Consider the following 19,110-nt stretch of genomic DNA (forward strand, 5'->3'; position numbering starts at 1 on the left):
TCGCAGACGTTTCTCTTGCCTCCGTCTGCGGTGCGCCGCCGGCGGCAGAAACCATAAAAACGATAAGCCACAACAATAAGAAAGCACCGTGCGAGGTTCGACGTTGATGAAGAGAAGAATCCGATCAGGCATGAGCGCCGGCCTGCTGGCCGTGGCCGCTTGTGTGGCGCTGCATTCGCCTGACAGCCTGGCAGCCCGCGATGCCCAGACCATCCTCAAGGAAACCTGTCAGGGCTGTCACACCCCCGAAGCCGATAACGCCCTGAGCCGCATCAGCCACCAGCGCAAAACCCCCGAGGGCTGGCTGATGAGCATCGCCCGGATGCAGACCATGCACGGTTTGCAGATCAGCGATGACGACCGCCGCACCCTGGTCAAATACCTGGCCGACACCCAAGGCCTGGCGCCGAGCGAAACCGATGGCGTGCGCTATGCACTGGAACGGCGGCTTAACACTGTCGAGCATTTCGACGATCAAACCAGCCAGATGTGCGGCCGCTGCCACTCCGGTGCGCGGGTCGCCCTGCAACGGCGTCCGGCCCAGGAATGGGAACGCCTGGTGAATTTCCACCTCGGCCAATGGCCGTCCCTGGAATACCAGGCCCTGGCCCGGGATCGCGACTGGTTTGATATCGCCCGCAAGGACATGGTGCCGCTGCTGGCCAAGCGTTATCCGCTGGACAATCCGGCCTGGAAAAAATGGCTGAGCACCGCGCCGAAAAGCGACGCGCTGGTCGGCGACTGGAGCTTCAGCGGTCACTTGCCGGGCAAAGGGGAATTGGCCGGGGTGATGAGCGTCAGCGCCGATGCCGGTGACACCTTCAAGGTCAACGTCAAAGGCCAATACGCCGATGGCAGCCCGTTCAACGGCGACGGCAGCGCGATTCTCTACAGCGGCTACGAATGGCGCGGCAACGTGACCGTCGACGGCGTGACCATGCGCCAGGTATTCGCCGCCCAGGGCAACGCGATGCAAGGCCGGATGTTCGAGGCCGAGCACGATGAGCGGGGGCTGGATTTTGTTGCCGCCAAGCAGGGTTCGAGTCGGTTACTGGCCGTTCAACCCGGTTACCTGAAGGCTGGCGCTGAAACTGAAGTGACGTTGGTCGGCAGCGGTCTTACCGGCAAACCGAACTTCGGCAAAGGTGTGGAAGTGGTCGCCGTCGTCGAGCAAAGTCCTGAGCGTATACGCGTCAAACTCAAGGCTGCCGCCAACGCTCAACCGGGTCTGCGCAACGTCACCGTCGGCACACTGAAAGGCCCGACCCTGTCGGTGTACAACTCGATAGCCAGCGTCAAAGTCGTGCCGGAATTCTCCGTGGCGCGGATCGGCGAGGGCGGCGGTTCAACCCCGAAAGTCCAGGGCCGTTTCGACGCTGAAGCCTGGGGCAAGGGCGCCGATGGCAAGCCGTATCGCATCGGCGTGTTCCCGGCGCAGTGGAAGGTCGAGGCCTTCGACGACCGCGCCAAGGAAGACGAAGACGTTAAGTTCGCCGGCACCATGCAGGCTGACAGCGGCGTGTTTACACCGGGCGATGCCGGGCCGAACCCGCAGCGCAAAATGTCCACCAACAATGCCGGCAACCTCAAGGTGATCGCCGCCGTCGACGATGCAGGAAAATCCCTGACCGGCGAAGGCCACATGATCGTCACGGTGCAACGCTGGAACAATCCACCCATTCCATGAGTTGGCTGATCGTTAACGGTTTCAGACACTTTTCGGAATGACCGCAGGCTCCGCCAAGCGGGGTTTGCACAGGAGGTTGCAATGGGCGCTATTTTGAATCTGGTCGAACGGAATCTGCACGAAGTGCACGTCGATGCCGACCGCATGCTGTTTCATATCCCTAGCAGTTCGCTGTTCGCCAGCGATGAACTGACCGGCACCATCATCGACACCTTGCGCGGTCCCGGCTGTTCGTCGGATGACCTGATCGAGCGCCTGGCCGCACGCTTCAACGGCGAGGAAATCACCGAAACCCTGCGCGAGCTGATGGCCCTGGAACTGGTCAGCGACGGCTCGCCACTGACCCCGGACATCGGCACCACACGGGTCGAGCGTACGGCGATCAACACCGTGGTGCTCAACGTCAATACCGGTTGCAATTTGAGCTGCACCTACTGCTACAAGGAAGACCTCGACAAACCGTCGGCGGGCAAGAAAATGGATATCGAAACCGCGGTGGCTTCGGTGGAAATGCTGCTGCGTGAATCCCCGGATGAAGAGCGTTTCACCGTGGTGTTCTTTGGCGGCGAACCGCTGAGCAATCGCAAGCTGATCGAGTACATGGTCGACTACTGTGAGAAGCGGTTTTCGGAGGCCGGCAAGTTCGTCGAATTCGTCATGACCACCAACGCCACGCTGCTCACCGAAGACACCGTGGACTACCTAAACGCCCACCGTTTCGGGCTCTCGGTGAGTATCGACGGGCCGAAAACCGTGCACGACCGCAACCGCATCACCGTGGGCGGGCAGGGCACCTACGACGTGGTGCGGCGCAAGGCCGAGATGCTGCTGTCGCGCTATAACAGCCGTCCGGTGGGGGCGCGGGTGACCCTGACCACTGGCGTCACCGATATCGAAACCATCTGGGATCACCTGTTCAACGAACTGGGGTTCGCCGAAGTCGGGTTTGCCCCGGTGACTTCGGGTGACATCAGCACCTTCAACCTCTCCAGCGACGAATTGATCGAAGTCTTCGCCAACATGAAGAAGCTCGGTCGGCGCTATCTGGAAGCGGCGCTGGAACACCGCAATATCGGTTTCTCCAACCTGCACCAGTTGATCACCGACATCCACGAAGGCCACAAAAAAGCCCTGCCGTGCGGCGCCGGTTTGAAGATGCTGGCGGTGGATCACAAGGGTGAGCTGAACCTGTGCCACCGCTTTACCGGTTCGTCATTGCCGACCTTCGGCAACGTCCACAGCGGTGTGAAGCAGGTGGAATTGAACGACTTCCTGTCCCAGCGTCTGGACCGCACCAACACCGGGTGCGAGGACTGTCAGATCCGCAACCTGTGCTCCGGCGGCTGCTATCACGAAAGCTATGCCCGTTACGGCGACCCGACTCACCCGACCTATCATTACTGCGAACTGATGCGTGACTGGGTCGACTTCGGCATCGAGGTCTACACCCGGATCATGGCCCACAACCCTGCGTTTATCAGCAGCTACATCACTCCGCGCAAGGCTCACTGATATGAAACATCTCAAGGCAATCAATAACAAAGCGCTGAAGCTCGACCAGGCCGCGGCGGAAAACCGCATTGAAGAAGTGGTGGCGATGAGTTCTGTCGCGGGCTGTGCCTCGACCACCGACCCGGGTTGGGAAATCGATGCGTTTGGCGGGGTGTCGTCGCTGTGCCAGCCGATGGAAGCGGACTTGTATGGCTGCTCCGACCCGTGCTGGTGGCCGGCCCAGGTGCCCGACATGATGAGCACCTACCCGGACTGGAACAAGGACGCCCAAGCCTCCAACGACAACTGGCGCAACCTCGGGACTGTCTTTCCAAAAGACAAGTGATCGGACCTCAGAAGGATTCCAGCATGCTGACTGCAAAAGCCTGCGGCCTGGCCGCGTTCGCCGTCCTGAGCGCCTGTTCGCTCAACGTTCTGGCCGATGAAAATTCCGCGTTGCAAGACGGTCACGAGTACATGTTGACCACCAATTACCCGAACAACCTGCACGTGATCGACCTGGCAACCGACAGCCTGTTCAAGACCTGCAAAATGCCGGACGCCTTTGGTCCGGGCACCGTGCAACTGTCGCCGGACCGCAAGACCGCTTACGTGTTGAACAATCACTACGCGGACATTTACGGCGTCGAACTCGACAGCTGCAAACAGGTGTTCCACGCCAGCATCACCCAGAAGCCGGGGGAAAAAGCGAAGTCCATGTTCGCCTTCACCCTCAGCCACGACGGCAAGGAACTGTTTGCCATCGCCAACCCGACGCTGATGCTCAACGACCGCTATGAAGTGCAGCAGCCTCGGCTGGATGTGTATGCCACCGACGCCGGCATGAACGCCAAACCGGTGCGCAGTTTCCCGGCGCCGCGGCAGTTGACCATCATGCAAAGTGGCGATGACGGCACGCTGTATGTGGCGGGGGCGGACGTCTACAAGGTCGATATCAAAACCGGCAAGTTCGACGTGCTGATCCCCAGCCGTCACTGGAAACGCGAAAACTACAGCGCGCCGGACGTGCTCTACGTGTGGAACCAGCAGACCTATCGCCACGACTTCTCGCTGCTCTACACCGCAGCGAAATTCAAGGACAAAAAGCAGGACCCGCTGACCGCCGAATACCTCTACGGGCTGTTCAGCATCGACCTGAAAACCGGCAAGACCGAAACCACCGACTTCGGCCCGTTGACGGAAATCTACTTCAGCGGCATGCGCTCGCCCAAGGACCCGAACCTGATGTTTGGCGTGCTCAACCGTCTGGCCAAGTACGACATCAAGCAGAAAAAAATGCTCCAGGCCGCGACGCTGGATCACTCCTACTACTGCATTTCCTTCAACAAGGATGGCAGCAAGATCTACCTGGCCGGGACGTTCAATGACGTGGCGATTTTTGATGCCGAGAGTTTGAAGCAGGTGGGGAGCATCAAGTTGCCGGGTGGGGATATGGCGATTACCACGGCGCAGATATTTGTTCGGTAATTGCGGCGCTCGGGCTGACGCCTTCGCGAGCAAGCCCGCTCCCACATTGGAATGCATTTCAACTGTGGGAGCGGGCTTGCTCGCGAAGAGGCCCTAAAAAACAATCGAGAAATTACTGCCCCGGCACCGGGCAACTCAAATCCCCTTCCTCACACTTCAAATAATTCTTGAACGCCTCGACCCGCGCCTTGGTCAGGCTGGTGGTGCAGTTGCTATAGATCAGCGGATACACACTCCCGCCATCCACCCCGGAGGCCGAAAACTTGCACTCCGCATCCCGAAACGCCACCCAACTCCGTTGCGCACTGACCAGCAGCTTCTTCGCATCGGGACTGTCCTTCAAGCGTTGGGTGATCTGCTGATACAGCGTATTCAGCTCTTTATCCGCAGTCTTGTATTGCTGGCCGGCGCACTGATTCATATCGCCCTGGGTCGTGGCATTGTCACAGTCCACGGCGTGAGCGGCGGTGATAAACAGCAGCGGCGTCAGCGCCAGGAGAAAGCGTGGGTGCATGGGGGATTCTCGTGGTGAGGTTGGAAAGTGAAGGGCAGTGTAGCGAATCTACGACTCACCACTCACCCTGTGGGAGCGGGCTTGCTCGCGAAAGCGGTGTGTCAGGCTGCATTACTGTCGACTGACACGCCCTCTTCGCGAGCAAGCCCGCTCCCACAGGGATTTGTGCAGTCTGGTGAATGGTGGTTCATGGCGATTCTCCGGTAGAGCCCGATGCTGCGTGAAACAAGTCTTGAGCCATGGCGTCGATATCATCGCCCTGATGCAATTTCGTCAGCCAACTCGGGGGAATTCCTTGCACCCCATAATAGGCTCCGGCCAGCTGCCCAACGATGGCAGCGGTCGTATCAGCATCGTCGCCCAGATTGGCGGCTTCCAGGATGGCCGTTTCAAAACTGTCCGTATGTTGAAAACACCACAATGCCGCTTCCAGCGAAGCGACGCAGTAACCAGAGCCACGGATATCGTTTTTTGACTTGCCCAGATAGTCGCCTCGGGCGATGGCTGCGACTTTGGGCTCAACGAATGCCAACTCTGGCAGGCTGCGTAAATCCACTTTAGGCGCGCCTTGCAATGCTTTGCCAATCAACTCGGCAAACAACTGACAACATTCGATTGCTTCCGGTGCCCCATGGGTGGTCTTGGAGCTGTCTGCGGCCAATACGCTAATTCGCTCTCGATGGGGAAAGTAATACAGCACCACCGGCACTAGCCTCATCAACGATCCATTGCCGGCGCTGTGCGGATCGATAGCGCCGGCAAAAGGTTCGCCGGACTCCTGATAACGGGTCAGGGCATCACGCACGGTCATGCCAATGTCGAAGCATTCTCCGGTTGAGCTCAGATAACCCCAATGCCACCAATTGAGGTATCGGGTCATTTGATCGATCGCGTTGAAGCCGTTTTTGGTCAGCAGGCTTTCCGTCAGGCAAAGCGCCATCGATGTGTCGTCGGTCCATTGTCCCGGCTTCAAGTTGAAGGGGCCGCCACCCACCATGTCAGTCTGGGGCGGGAACGAGCCACGGGGCTGGAATTCGACACTGGTGCCCACGGCATCACCACAAGCCAGCCCCAGCAGGGCTCCGCGATAACGTTCCAAAAGTGTTGGCTGCATGAATCTTCCTTGTCTGGGTCCACTTCGCTGCGAACGTTAGCAGTTTTGGCTGGCTGACTCTTGTTCCTGATCCAGAACTCATGATCTGAAATACGGCCTGATATTTCAGGCTATGTTGATAGTCGCACTGGCTTGATACAACTTTAGGGTTGGTCTTGTGGTCTTACAGGCCTACTGTTCAGTACAGGAGGTGACTTATGAATCCAGCATCAGATCGCATCGAAAGAAAGATTTTGCTCAAGGCGCCGCGTACGCATGTGTGGCGCGTGTTGGCTAATGCCGAGGCGTTTGGCCAGTGGTTTGGCGTGGCGCTGGAGGGCAAGCGCTTTGTCGCCGGTGAATGGACCCAGGGGCAGATTACCTATCCGGGTTATGAGCACTTGCTGTGGAATGTCCTGGTGGAGCGGGTCGAGCCGGAGCGGGTGTTTTCGTTTCGCTGGCATCCGTATGCCGTGGAGCCTCACATCGACTACTCCCAGGAACCCACCACCCTGGTGCTGTTCGAACTCGAAGACATGGATGACGGCACCTTGCTCAAGGTCACCGAGTCTGGTTTCGATCACATTCCCCAAGAGCGCAGGCTCAAGGCATTCCGCATGGACAGCCGGGGTTGGGATGAACAGATGAACAATATCGAAGAGTTTTTGAAGACCAGCGCCAAGGCCCGCGAACATCAAGGGGAGTAAATGTTTGAACCCTGGTTGAAGCGCTGGGCGCTGGTGCCGGACGGCGAGCCGATGATCACGCCCGGCAGTCGGTTGCTGCCGGTGCGGATGGGGGAAGTACCGGCGATGTTGAAGGTGGCGGTGGATGCCGAAGAGAAGTTCGGCAATCTGCTGATGACCTGGTGGGACGGTGAGGGGGCAGCCCAGGTGTTCGCCCATCATGGTGATGGGTTGTTGCTTGAACGTGCCATTGGCCGGCGTTCGTTGATGAACATGGCGCTCAACGGCCAGGACGACGAAGCCAGCCAGATTCTTTGTGCAGCGGTGGCGCGGTTGCATGCGCCGCGCCCGTCGCCCTTGCCGCCGCTGGTGCCGTTGGCGCAATGGTTCAAATCGTTACGCTTGGCAGCCGCGCAGCACGGCGGCCTCTATTCCCTGAGTCTTAGCACCGCTGAAGCCTTGCTGGCCGAGCCACAAGATGTGGTTGTGCTGCACGGCGACATCCATCACGAAAACATTCTGGATTTCGGCCCGCGAGGCTGGCTGGCCATCGACCCCAAACGGGTGATCGGCGAGCGCGGTTTCGATTACGCCAACCTGATTTGCAACCCGGAACTGCCCACGGCGACGGATCCACTGCGTTTTGCGCGACAAATCAAGGTCGTGGCGAAAGCGGCAGGGCTTGAGCGCCGGCGTTTGCTGCAATGGGTGCTGGCGTTTGCAGGATTGTCGGCGGCGTGGTTTCTGGAGGATGGCGACACCCTGGCAGCCGAAGGTCAGCTGCAGGTCGCTAAACTCGCGGCTTGCAGGCTGAATGCCTGAGGTGACTAAGGGTTTTCGGAAGGGGCGGTATAGCGAATGTCTTACACGCGGTAGTAGCTATGTCGTCTATTGCACATTGGATCCGAAGCGTAATCTAGCCTCATCAACTGAAGCACAGGGAGTGCTCAGGATCACGGATGATCGACCATAAGCAAGGATTCGCTGCCGACAGGGAGTCGTAATGGTCTTGGGAAAAACCCGCTTCGGCGGGTTTTTTTTCGTCTGTCGAAAATGGGTTGGCTTTGTGGGGCGGGCTTGCTCGCGACAGCGGTGGTTCAGTGACATTGATGCGGGATGTGCCGCCGTATTCGCGAGCAAGCCCGCTCCCACAATAGATCTCTGCCACGCCCAAATATCGCGCCGAACCGAAATCCCCCTGTGGGAGCGGGCTTGCTGGCGAAGAGGCCATCCCATGCAAAATGGATGTTGGCTGACCCACCGCTTTCGCGAGCAGGCTCGCTCCCACAGTAAATCGCTGCCATCCCCAAATACCGCGCCGAACCCAAATCCCCTGTAGGAGCAAGGCTTGCCCGCGAAGAGGCCCTCACATCCAACATCAATGCCGACTGACCCACCGCTTTCGCGAGCAAGCCCGCTCCCACAGTAAATCGCTGCCATCCCCAAATACCGCGCCGAACCCAAATCCCACAGGGAAAAGCGGCCACCAATGGTCAATCGCTTACACGCACTCGCGGGTATGTCGTCTGTTTAAGCTTCGGCGATGCGCCTATTCTGGATCCATCAACTGAAGCACAGGGAGTGCTCAGGATCACGGATGATCGACCATTAGCCAGGAAGGCTGCCGACAGGATGTCGCAATGGTCTTGAGAAACCCGCTTCGGCGGGTTTTTTTATGCCCGAAAGAATATCGCCTGCGATGTCGCGCTAATCATTACAACGCTCTCGTGCAGGAATTCACCTGGAATACTTCCCGTCCCTCCCTATGCCGACCATAGAAGTTCTTCGGAAACGATCCTATGGGGTAACAACACGGTATCGTCCCTAAAGACAAGTGTTTGGCCTGCAAAGATACTAGAACTGTCATTTATAACAGCTTAGCAGGCAACGATTTGCTTGATTCACTGGTAACCCATGTCCAATCGGACATCGTTTATCAGGAGAACAATTATGGAAAACAAACTGCAACCAGTGTCGGCCGGTACGCTCGACCCTTCTTTCGGTAAACAAGGCGTACTGGAGTTCCCGGTTCCGGCGATTTCAGCGCTCGAACCCTTGGCCATTCTTAATCTTCCAAATAATAAGTTGTTGGTAGCGCTATCGTTGGTATCGGAGGAGGGAGGTATCGCGATAGCACGACTTCATGAGAACGGGACGTTTGATCTTGAGTTTGGCGAGAACAAACACGGGTTCGTGGAGGTGCTATTTGATGGACTACATGAGTCTACTGTATGGGGTCTGACACCATTGGCCGATGGTGGCTGGCTGGTCCTCGGTCAGTATTCAAAGCTGCCCGCTGAACCGGGTTTTCCCATGGATGGCGGCTTGTTTCTGGTCCGGCAACGTGCGGATGGTAGTCTGGATGCATCATTCGGCCAAAATGGCATCCAGCTACTCAGCTATTTCACTATTGGATATCCTGAAGGAAAGAGTGCTGGCAGCATCCGTCCCGCCGCAAAAATCTTCAACGCAGCCAATCAAGTCACCAGTGGAGTCGGGGTGGTTGAACAACCCGACGGCAAAATTGTGTTGGCCACGAACACTACCAATACAGCGGCACCAATAGGCATGTCAGGAGTTGTATTACGACTCAATTTGGACGGTTCCTACGACAAGACTTTCAACAAAACCGGCTATGCAACTATCAAGCTAGCAGGCATCAATCATTCCTGGAGCGAAGCAAGAGGGGTTGCCGTTCAGGCGGATGGTCGGGTGCTGGTGTGTGGACACTTTGCCAGAAAAGATTTCTCACCCCTCCATGCCTTTGTCACTCGTTTAACCTCTGAAGGTCGCGTTGATACGGACTTTAACAACGGCCAGGCAGTGACGGTTTTTGAGCCGAAATTTTACTGGCATACGTTTAATGCCATTACCGTGAGGGAAAGTGACGGCATGATTGTGGCGGTTGGCGAAGCTCGTCGCTCAGAGTACCGTAAAGCCGATGGATTAATCGTCGCATTGAATCCCAGCGGATCTTTCAATCTGATATTCAATGATGGCAAACCCTTGTTTTCTGATCCGCATCACAACGGTGTTCTGTGGAGGGGCTGTAGAGTACAAAAGAACGGGGCGCTGATTGTCGTCGGAATAACGGGAAACGGTTATGTAGGTGAGGAGCTTTCAGCCATCACGGCTCGATATCTTTCAAACGGCACCCTGGATCGAGACTTCAACGGCGGTCAGGGTTATACCGTTTACCTTTCGGATCAAGGGTTCACCGCAACGAAAGGTATGGCGTTGTATGAGGATGGCCGGATCACTGTTAACGGTATTTCGCGCAGATTTTTAGACGATAGTCCTTTACCAATAGGGGCGGGTGGCTGGGTGGTGCGTTATCTGGCATGAAACACTTGCCTGACTAGCATTGGAACCCTTCGCGGTGACGATAGTGGTCTTGCTGTTATATAAAAGGGACGCACTGCGTCCCTTCCCAAGTCCGATTAAAGCATGCCCGCGCGTAAGCGTAGACATGACCATCAACTAGCAAGAAGGCCGGAGACTATCCAAATAACTTGGCGGCGGCTCGCTCGACTATCAGCTTGCGCTGCACATACGATGGCGCCGCTCGCCGTTGTGCTTCATCCACGATGCTCTGCGGCGCGGTTTCCGGGCTGCCGGACTGAAACGGTGGCGACGGGGCGTATTCCAGTTGCAGTTGAATCACTTGCGCAATGTCCTTATCGAACAACTCCGCAGCCAACGTCAGCGCGAAGTCGATGCCCGCCGTGATCCCGCCACCGGTAAACAGATTACCGTCGCGTACCACCCGATCCTTCACCGGGATCGCCCCCAGGGGCGCGAGCAAATCGTGGTAAGCCCAGTGCGTGGTGGCGCGTTTGCCTTGCAACAGGCCAGCCGCACCCAACACCAGTGAGCCGGTGCACACCGATGTCACGTAACGGGCGTTGGCCGCCTGAGCCTTGATAAAAGCCAGGGTGACTTCATCTTCCATTAACGGCCCGACACCGCTGCCGCCGGGAATGCAGATCACGTCCAGCGCCGGGCAATCGTCGAACGTGGTGGTCGGTTTCAGCACCAGCCCAGTGCTGGCGGTGACTGGCACCAGGTCCTTCCAGATCAGATGCACCTTCACGTCTGGCAGCGAGGCCAGTACGTCATAGGGGCCGGTCAGGTCCAGTTGTTGAACCTGTGGAAACAACAGAAAACCGATCTGCAACGTCATGGCACTTATCTCCTGATGGGGGTGGACGGCTTCACTGTAGGCTCGTAGCATCTGGCGTATCCGCCAATCACCCCACGAATTACGCCAATCATGCCCAAACCCATTCATGTACTCGCGTTTGCCAACGTCCAGGTGCTGGACGTCACCGGACCGTTGCAGGTATTCGCCTCGGCCAACGATATCGCCCGTCAACTGGGTTTGCCAGCGCCCTATGCGCCGTCGGTGATTGCCAGCGGTGGCGGGGCGGTGATGTCGTCGGCGGGGTTGGCGCTGTTGGCGGAACCGTTGCCCTCGGGCGGCAGTGACACGTTGATCATCGCCGGCGGTTGGGGCGTTTACTCGGCGTCGGAAGACGCGCGGCTGGTGGCGTGGGTACGCGAACACGCGGCGAGTTGTCGTCGGGTTTCCTCGGTGTGCACCGGCGCATTTTTACTGGCGGCCAGTGGCTGGCTTGACGGTCGGCGGGTGGTGACTCACTGGACCCGTTGCGAGGAACTGGCGCAAAAGCACCCGCGCCTGCAAGTCGAGCCTAACCCGATCTTTATCAACGACGGCCCGGTGTGGACCTCGGCTGGGGTCACCGCCGGCATCGACCTGGCGCTGGCCATGGTCGAAGAAGACCTTGGCCGTGCCATGGCCCTCGATGTTGCGCGGCATTTGGTGGTGTTTCTGAAGCGTCCGGGCGGTCAGTCGCAGTTCAGCGTGACCCTGTCGTTGCAACAAGAAGGCAACCGCTTCGACGAACTTCATGTCTGGATCAGCGAAAATCTCACCAAGGATCTCGGCGTCCCGACCCTGGCCCTGCAAGCCGGTATGAGCGAACGCAGCTTTATCCGTCACTACCGCACCGACACGGGCCAGACCCCGGCCCGGGCGATCGAACTGATTCGGGTCGAAACCGCGCGCCGATTGCTCAGCGACACCGGCGTACCGATCAAACGGGTCGCGGTGCAATGCGGGTTTGGCAGCGAAGAAACCCTGCGCCGCAGTTTCCTGCGAGCCATGGGCGTGACGCCCCAGGCGTATCGCGAGCGCTTCAGCGTCAGCCTTTCAGTAGATCCAGTAATGCCTTGATCGTCGCGTCGGGCGCTTCTTCGGGAATGTTGTGCCCAACGCCTGCCAACACGCGGCGTTCGTAGGGGCCAGTGAAGTGTTCGAGGTCATCGTCGGCCTCCGGCGCCGGCCCCACACCATCGTCGGCCCCGCACAGGGAAATCGTTGGCACGCTGATCGGTGGTTGCTTGGCCAGCGCTTCCTCCATCCATTCCAGCGCCGGGTCGCCCGCAACGTACATGAAGCGATGCCGGTAAGAGTGAATCACCACCTCGACGAAATCCGGGTTATCGAAGGCCGGCGCACTCAAGGGATAACGCTCGTCGTTCCTGGCCCAGGTCGGCGACCACAGGCGCCAGAGCAATTCGCAAAAGGCCCGGCGATTTTGGGTCAAGCCGTCAACACCGCGCTGGGTGTGAAAGTAGAACTGATACCAGAGACGATGCTCGGTTTCCGGGGCCCGTGGCCGGATCGAGCCGGGAATATTCTGCAACTTGTAGCCATCGCCGGTGACCAGGCAGCGAACCCGCTCCGGCCACAACGCCGCCGCGATACACGCCGCGCGACCACCCCAGTCATAGCCGCAAAGCGCGGCTTGGGGGAGGCCGAGGGCGTCCATCAGGTCCAGCAAATCCTGGGCGAGCGCGGCTTGCTGACCGGAGCGCAGGGTGTCGGGGCTGTTGAAACGGGTCGGGCCGTAGCCGCGCAGGTATGGAACGATGACGCGATAGCCCTGCGCGGCGAGGGCCGGGGCGATTTCGTCGTAGCCCCTGGGCGAGTAGGGGAAGCCGTGGAGCAGGATGACAGGATCGCCGGTGGTGGGGCCGTGATGTTCGTAGGCGATAGTCAGTTGAGGCGTTTCAATGTGTTGAATGACGGGCGATTGGGTCACGACCGAACTCCTGAGCATGGGCATCCGAGCACATTAGCTGATGAATTGTGTCATCTCAGGCTTCCACTTCCGCCACCTGATTAAAGTACTTCGCCCGATCCGGCGTAAACGTCACCACCATTTTCGTTCGCGAGCAGGTCAACGCCCGCTCCGTCGCCAAATCAATATCCAGATCTTCCCCGCGCAAACCCTGCCATTGCGCCAGGTACTTAAGCGATCCGTATTTTTCGAGTTTTTTCAGGCTGCGGCTCACGCCACCTTTCCAGCCCAGCACCGGCAATTCGCCGGCGAGGCACTGTTGGGCGACGTCGGGAAATCGCGCGGCGCGTTGGCGGCCGATTTCCCAGCATTTGATCAGTCCCTTGTCGTGGGCTTCCCACAGTGCATCCCGGTTCAGGCCGGTGCGCAGTGGGTTGTCGATGGTGCGGTGGATACGCTGGGTCATTCTTGTTCCTTGAATTCGGGTTTTGTTGGACAGCTCCGCTGTGCCCGTTGACGGTGGATGGTAGGGGTGGATGTAACAGCTGGCAACAAGGTATTTGCGGGTGTAGGCAACATTCGTAGAGGGTGAAACGCTTGGTTTGTTTGGCCGCTGTAGGATCATGTCCTGCGCGACTTTGTGGCGAGGGGGCTTGCCCCCGTTTGGCTGCGAAGCAGTCGCAGACCAGCAAATGCGCTGCTTTTGGAGAAATGAGTTGGCAGGTTTGGGGGGCGCTGCGCACTCAAACGGGGGCAAGCCCCCTCGCCACAGGGGGGCCGGCGGTCAGATGAACCGCATTTTTTTGGTCGCATTGACCAGAAGAAGAGACATTTCCGACAAGCGCTGTAGGTTATGTATGACCCTCAATGTCGATTTAAACGCCTCATCAGTAAGGTCGTTTCAACTCGGGCTCCCGAACCAGGCGACTGTTGGCGCCAATGCAATATTCCACGAGTTTGCTTTCATCAAAAAAGTCGACGCTGATAATACTCGAGCGATAAAGGAAATAGCTGTCCATATCAAACCAGGCATTAATTTCCTTGGTTAATTTAGTGGGGCCAAAAGCAAGGGTATATTGCGTCATGGACAGTCTCCACGGATAAGTGGACGTGGGTGGATTCTGCATCACTTTCGTGATGTATTTTGCAAGCTCTGCAGCGGTGACATATTTATCTCCCTGCCAGCGGTTGCTAAAAGCGGGCCAGAACAGTTCGGAGTTAAACTTCTCATAGTATTCAATCGAAAGAATGACCCGGCGTTTCGGGCTGATTTTTTTCAATTGTGCGAAATCCAGGTGTCTGTCGCGATGTGGGATCAGACGCTCTTCCAACCCTCGAAGTACTTCGGCTTTGAACGCCTGGTGATCAAACCGGTTACTTTTTTCGTCAAGCAGTTTGTTGAAGTCCAGAATAATGAACTCATCTGGATTTTCATCGAGGAAGGTATTGACTGAGGCGATGATTTCCTTGAGCCGTCGACCGCGGATCAGCGAGTGAAAAGTCATGAATTCATTCTTGCGGGTCATCATGCGCAGATCAAACGACCGGGCGCCGTTTCTCATCTGCCACAGCAAGTCGTGATTTTGACAAAGTGACCAATGGGCCGATGTGGATTCCGGAAACGGATGGCCGATGTCCCAATCCATACCCGCGTTGTGGCAGCCTGGCCAGATAAATTGGCCGATCGTCAGACTGTCAATGTGCGGGGTGGTACTCATCCAATTAGCGTAGTTGTTGTGTGTGACTGAATTGTTCATGATAAATAATCTAATAATTAGTTGCGCGGCCGGTTTGTGAGTTGCCGGGTCTGGCAACTTTATAGTCGAACATACGGGTTGAATTAAAGTCGGAAAGTGTGGCAATAAAATACAACGGAGATAGGGCGATTATAGTTCGGCGGTGTTGGTTGTAAGTTTAACTTGAGAGTCGCCGGCATTCAGCAAGGTAATGCCGGCGACGCAGCTCAAGGTTGCCAGTAATTCTTTTCCCCACTCAACTTTCGATCAAGGAAACTGGCTGCACTAATTAACGCCAGATGCGTCAGCGCTTGCGGTGTATTGCCCAAATGCCGGGCATGACTGTCGAACTCTTCGGCATACAACCCCAACGGGTTGGCGTACCTCAGTAACTGTTCAAACTCCAAATGGGCCTTTTCCACCTGACCGGCCCGGGCCAGGCATTCGACATACCAGAACGAGCACGCAGCGAAGGCGCCTTCGGTGCCGGACAAACCGTCGATCTGGCTGTCGTCGTTGCGGTAGCGGTAGACCATGCCGTCGCGCACCAGGGTTTTCTGGATCGCTTCCAGGGTCGAGAGCCAGCGCGGATCCTTGGCACTGACGAAACGCACCAGCGGCATCAGCAGCATCGAGCCGTCGAGGGCAGTGCCGCCGATGTGCTGCACGAAATGTCCGCGCTCTTCGTTCCAGAAGTTTTCCCAAATGTCGGCGTAGATCGCTTGACGGGTCTGGTCCCAGCGGGCGAACGGAGCGGGCAACGAGCGTTTCGAGGCCAGGCGAATGGCGCGGTCCACGGCGACCCAGCACATCAGTCGCGAGTGCAGGAAGTGATGCTGCTCGCCGCGCATCTCCCAGATGCCGACGTCCTTGCTCTGCCAGGTTTCGCAGACCTGATCCACCACTTCCACGACGTGCCTCCAGCCTTCATGGGAAATCGCTTCGCCGTACTTGTTGACCAGGTACACGGCGTCCATCAGCTCACCGAATATGTCGAGCTGGATCTGGTCGTAAGCCTGGTTGCCGATGCGCACCGGTTTTGCGCCGCCGTGGCCGCTCAGGTGGGTGAGTTCGGTTTCCGGCAATTCCTGGCGGCCGTCGATGGCGTAGAGGATGTTGATTTTCATCGACTGGCCGTGGCAATCGCTGACCCGATGGCGCATCCATTTCATGTAGGCGTTGGCCTCCTCGACAAAGCCCAGACGCATGAAGGCGTAAACGGTGAACGAGGCGTCGCGGATCCAGGTGTAGCGGTAGTCCCAGTTACGTTCGCCGCCGGGCGATTCCGGGAGGCCGAAAGTTGCAGCGGCGAGGATCGCGCCGTGTTTGCGCGAGGTCAGCAGCTTCAAGGCCAGGGCCGAGCGGTTGACCATTTCCCGCCAGCGCCCGCGATAGTTGGACTGGCCGATCCAGTCGCGCCAGAACTTCAAGGTGCGTTCCATGCACAATTCGGCGGCGCCTTCCTTGAAGCGTGGGTCGTCGATGGCACCCAGCAGAAACGCCGCGCTGTCACCTTGTTTGAGGGTGAATTCGGCGATGGCGGCATTGCCTTCGATGCTCAGCACCTGATCCGAAGACAGGCGCAGGGACGGTTGATCCGCCGCCTCGAAGGCCACGTACTTTTCATCCATGCGCGCGCGGGTCTTGGCGCGGGCGTAGTCATGCCGCACCGCGCAACGCATGCGCATCGTCGCGGTGCCGCTGACCACCCGCACCCGGCGCATCAGCATCGGCAGGTCATCCTCGCTGTCGCCGATAGGCAGCAGGTCGGTGACTTCGACCACGGCACGGTCGCTCAGCCAACGGGTTTGCAGCACGTTGGTGTCCGGCAGGTAGATTTGCTCGCGGCGGGCGTCGGGCAGGTCCGGGGACAGTTGGAAAATCCCGGCCTCGGGCGTGTCGAGCAGCGAGCAGAAAATCGACGGGCTGTCGAACTCCGGCCAGCAGAAAAAATCCACGCTGCCCTTGTCGTTGACCAGCGCCGCACTGCGCATATCGCCAATGATGCCGTGGGCGTCGATGGCGCTTTGTCGTTCGGGATGATGATCAGCCATTGCCACGGAACTCCGGATAGAGGCTCATGCCGCCGTCGATAAACAGGGTTGTGCCGACGATGTAGTCGGAGGCATCGGACGCGAGAAAGACCACGGCGCTGGCGATGTCGTCGACGTCACCGATACGGCCGTAAGGAATGAGTTTGAGCAGTTCCTGCGCGGCATCGCCCTCGGTGGCGGCGCGGTTGATCGCCGTGCGAATCGCCCCCGGCGCGATGCCGTTGATGCGGATCTTCTGGTGGCTGACTTCCTGGGCCAGGGTCTGCATCAGCATATCGACGCCGCCCTTGGACGCGGCGTAATTGACATGCCCGGCCCAGGGAATGCGCTGGTGTACCGAGCTCATGTGAATGATCTTGCCGGCAGCCTTGGACACGCCTTCGCGAACGCCTTGTTGATTGAAAATCCGCAGGGCGGCGCGGGCGCAGAGGAACTGGCCGGTGAGGTTGACGCCGATCACCTGGTTCCAGTCGGCGAGGCTCATGTCCACGGCGTTGGCGTCTTTCTGCATCCCGGAGTTGGCTACCAGGATATCGAGGAAACCGAAGGCTTCGAGGGTCTGGGCGAACAGGCGTTCGACGTCTTCTTCTTTCGAGACATCGGCGCCGATGGCGATGGCGCGACCACCGCTTTCATTGATCTGCCGGGCCAATGCTTCGGCGGGTTCGGCCTGGGAGTTGTAGTTGATGACCACCGCTGCACCGGCAGCGGCCAGGGCTTTGGCGGCCCCGGCACCGATGCCGGAACTGGCGCCGGTGACCAGCGCCACTTGTTGATCGAGGGAAATCTGCATGAGCGTTAGCGCCTTGAAGGGAGGGCCTAAGTAGCTGACTTGCTTACGGGGCAGAGAGTTCATTTGTGGGTGGTAGTGCCGGCCTCTTCGCGAGCAAGCCCGCTCCCACAGGTTGGGTGGTGCTCACACAAGAGTGTTCACACCGCAAATCCACTGTGGGAGCGGGCTTGCTCGCGAAGGGGTCTTAACATTCAACCAACAATTCCCCGCTTTCCCCTCAACCAGCCTTTATGGCAACTTGCACACCCGAATCAAGGCCCGCACCCCCATGGCAAACCCCTACCGCGAACTGTTTAAAGCCCCTGGCGCCGGGGCCTTCGTGCTGGCCGGGATGATTGCGCGCATGCCGATTTCCATGACCGGCATCGGCCTGATCACCATGCTCTCGCAGATAAAGGGCGGCTACGGATTGGCCGGCGCCGTGGCGGCGACCTTCGCCCTGGCCACGGCATTCTGTGCGCCGCAAGTATCGCGGCTGGTAGATCGTTACGGCCAGGGCCGGATTCTGCCGGTGTCGGCACTGTTGGGCGGGGGTTCGCTGTTGCTGCTCTTGTTGTGCACAAGGTTGCAGGCGCCGCACTGGACGCTGTTCCTGTTCGCCGCCCTGGCTGGGTGCATGCCGAGCATGTCAGCCATGGTGCGGGCGCGCTGGACCGAGCTGTATCGCGGTCAGCCGCAACTGCAAACTGCCTATGCCCTGGAATCGGTGCTGGATGAGGTCTGCTTTATCGTCGGGCCGCCGCTGTCGGTGGGCCTGTGCGTGGTGGCGTTCCCCGAGGCCGGGCCGTTGGCCGCATTGTTGATGCTGGCCATCGGCGTCACCGCGTTTGTCTTGCAACGCAGCACCGAGCCATCGGTGCATCCCCATGAAATTCACCATCAGGGCTCGATCATTCGCTCCGGGGAAATCCGCCTGTTGATGCTGTTGATGACCGCCATGGGCGTGATTGTCGGCGTGGTGGACGTGGTCAGCGTCGCCTTCGCTCAGCAGCAGGGCCAACCGGCGGCGGCGAGTATTGTGTTGTCGGTGTATGCCATCGGCTCGTGCCTGGCGGGGTTGGTGTTCGGCGCGTTGCGCTCGAAATTGCCGCTGCCGAGGCTGTTCCTGTATGGCGGTGTGATGACCGCCGTGACCACCTTGCCATTGCTGTTGGCGACCAATATTTTCGGCTTGGCCCTGGCGGTGTTTGTCGCGGGGATGTTCTTTGCGCCGACGTTGATTGTGGCGATGGCGTTGGTGGAGCGCATCGTAACCCCGGCCAAACTGACCGAAGGCCTGACGTGGCTGATCACCGGGCTGAGCATCGGCGTGGCGATTGGCGCGGCGAGTTCCGGGTGGCTGGTGGATGCGTTTGGGGCGCGTAGCGGGTTTTGGGTGGCGATTGCGGCGGGGGTTGTGGTGTTGGGCTCGGCGATCCAGAGCTTCCGCCATTTGAAATGAGATCTAAATGTGGGAGCGGG

The 19,110-nt window shown here is 58.6% G+C and carries 17 protein-coding genes; 9 read left to right on the forward strand and 8 right to left on the reverse strand.

Features of this window, described 5'->3' with window-relative positions:
• The first annotated feature begins 106 nt into the window (after nucleotides 1-106).
• The 4 genes from peaA to peaD all read left to right on the forward strand — a co-directional run bounded on the left by peaA (nucleotide 107) and on the right by peaD (nucleotide 4,666).
• Entirely contained in the window at nucleotides 107-1,687 is a 1,581-nt protein-coding gene (peaA, locus tag BK665_RS28495) for a quinohemoprotein amine dehydrogenase subunit alpha (protein ID WP_123409861.1), read from the forward strand.
• A gap of 81 nt (nucleotides 1,688-1,768) precedes the next feature.
• Nucleotides 1,769-3,199, forward strand: coding sequence for a quinohemoprotein amine dehydrogenase maturation protein (gene peaB, locus BK665_RS28500; RefSeq protein WP_123409862.1), 1,431 nt, complete (start codon nucleotides 1,769-1,771; stop codon nucleotides 3,197-3,199).
• A 1-nt stretch (nucleotide 3,200) separates the two neighbouring features.
• Nucleotides 3,201-3,524: a quinohemoprotein amine dehydrogenase subunit gamma gene (qhpC, locus tag BK665_RS28505; RefSeq protein ID WP_123409863.1), complete on the forward strand. Its 324-nt coding sequence runs from the start codon at nucleotides 3,201-3,203 to the stop codon at nucleotides 3,522-3,524.
• Between the two features lie 23 nt (nucleotides 3,525-3,547).
• Complete coding sequence (gene peaD / locus BK665_RS28510; RefSeq protein ID WP_123409864.1) at nucleotides 3,548-4,666, forward strand: quinohemoprotein amine dehydrogenase subunit beta; 1,119 nt, start codon at nucleotides 3,548-3,550, stop codon at nucleotides 4,664-4,666.
• 112 nt (nucleotides 4,667-4,778) lie between these two features.
• Here the strand turns inward: peaD and BK665_RS28515 are convergent, their stop codons facing one another.
• The gene (locus BK665_RS28515; RefSeq protein WP_123409865.1) at nucleotides 4,779-5,180 is read right to left on the reverse strand and encodes a lysozyme inhibitor LprI family protein; all 402 of its coding nucleotides are present in this window, start codon (nucleotides 5,178-5,180) and stop codon (nucleotides 4,779-4,781) included.
• A gap of 187 nt (nucleotides 5,181-5,367) precedes the next feature.
• The gene (locus tag BK665_RS28525) at nucleotides 5,368-6,294 is read right to left on the reverse strand and encodes an ADP-ribosylglycohydrolase family protein (protein ID WP_123409867.1); all 927 of its coding nucleotides are present in this window, start codon (nucleotides 6,292-6,294) and stop codon (nucleotides 5,368-5,370) included.
• A gap of 197 nt (nucleotides 6,295-6,491) precedes the next feature.
• On the opposite strand from BK665_RS28525, the gene BK665_RS28530 reads away from it, so the two are divergent.
• From BK665_RS28530 to BK665_RS28550, 3 genes are all read left to right on the forward strand, one after another.
• Entirely contained in the window at nucleotides 6,492-6,980 is a 489-nt protein-coding gene (locus tag BK665_RS28530) for an SRPBCC family protein (protein WP_123409868.1), read from the forward strand.
• Nucleotides 6,981-7,781, forward strand: coding sequence for an aminoglycoside phosphotransferase family protein (locus BK665_RS28535; protein ID WP_123409869.1), 801 nt, complete (start codon nucleotides 6,981-6,983; stop codon nucleotides 7,779-7,781).
• 1,128 nt (nucleotides 7,782-8,909) lie between these two features.
• Nucleotides 8,910-10,304, forward strand: a complete 1,395-nt coding sequence (locus tag BK665_RS28550) for a delta-60 repeat domain-containing protein (RefSeq protein ID WP_185076670.1) — start codon at nucleotides 8,910-8,912, stop codon at nucleotides 10,302-10,304.
• Between the two features lie 154 nt (nucleotides 10,305-10,458).
• Here BK665_RS28550 and inhA read toward each other — a convergent pair whose 3' ends face one another.
• The gene (gene inhA / locus BK665_RS28555; RefSeq protein ID WP_123409872.1) at nucleotides 10,459-11,142 is read right to left on the reverse strand and encodes an isonitrile hydratase; all 684 of its coding nucleotides are present in this window, start codon (nucleotides 11,140-11,142) and stop codon (nucleotides 10,459-10,461) included.
• A 90-nt stretch (nucleotides 11,143-11,232) separates the two neighbouring features.
• Here inhA and BK665_RS28560 point away from each other — a divergent pair, with 90 nt between their 5' ends.
• Nucleotides 11,233-12,216: a GlxA family transcriptional regulator gene (locus BK665_RS28560; protein WP_123409873.1), complete on the forward strand. Its 984-nt coding sequence runs from the start codon at nucleotides 11,233-11,235 to the stop codon at nucleotides 12,214-12,216.
• Here BK665_RS28560 and BK665_RS28565 read toward each other — a convergent pair.
• The 5 genes from BK665_RS28565 to BK665_RS28585 form a co-directional block, all read right to left on the reverse strand.
• A complete protein-coding gene (locus BK665_RS28565; RefSeq protein ID WP_259699671.1) occupies nucleotides 12,185-13,087 on the reverse strand; it encodes an alpha/beta fold hydrolase in 903 nt (300 codons plus the stop codon). The genes BK665_RS28560 and BK665_RS28565 overlap by 32 nt on opposite strands.
• A 55-nt stretch (nucleotides 13,088-13,142) precedes the next feature.
• Nucleotides 13,143-13,532 carry a hypothetical protein gene (locus BK665_RS28570; protein ID WP_123409874.1) on the reverse strand — a complete coding sequence of 130 codons (390 nt, stop codon included), beginning with the start codon at nucleotides 13,530-13,532 and terminating at the stop codon, nucleotides 13,143-13,145.
• A gap of 421 nt (nucleotides 13,533-13,953) precedes the next feature.
• Nucleotides 13,954-14,823, reverse strand: coding sequence for a PI-PLC domain-containing protein (locus tag BK665_RS28575; protein WP_148053260.1), 870 nt, complete (start codon nucleotides 14,821-14,823; stop codon nucleotides 13,954-13,956).
• 206 nt (nucleotides 14,824-15,029) lie between these two features.
• Nucleotides 15,030-16,856 (reverse strand): glycoside hydrolase family 15 protein, encoded by a 1,827-nt coding sequence (locus tag BK665_RS28580; protein WP_123409876.1) that lies wholly within the window; start codon nucleotides 16,854-16,856, stop codon nucleotides 15,030-15,032.
• The gene (locus BK665_RS28585) at nucleotides 16,849-17,649 is read right to left on the reverse strand and encodes a glucose 1-dehydrogenase (RefSeq protein WP_123409877.1); all 801 of its coding nucleotides are present in this window, start codon (nucleotides 17,647-17,649) and stop codon (nucleotides 16,849-16,851) included. Before BK665_RS28585 ends, BK665_RS28580 begins: the two co-directional genes overlap by 8 nt.
• Before the next feature lie 268 nt (nucleotides 17,650-17,917).
• On the opposite strand from BK665_RS28585, the gene BK665_RS28590 reads away from it, so the two are divergent.
• On the forward strand, nucleotides 17,918-19,090 hold the full coding sequence (locus BK665_RS28590; RefSeq protein WP_123409878.1) for an MFS transporter: 1,173 nt from the start codon (nucleotides 17,918-17,920) through the stop codon (nucleotides 19,088-19,090).
• The last annotated feature ends 20 nt before the right edge of the window (nucleotides 19,091-19,110 follow it).

The organism is Pseudomonas frederiksbergensis (genome assembly GCF_003732665.1).
GTDB lineage: Bacteria > Pseudomonadota > Gammaproteobacteria > Pseudomonadales > Pseudomonadaceae > Aquipseudomonas > Aquipseudomonas frederiksbergensis_G.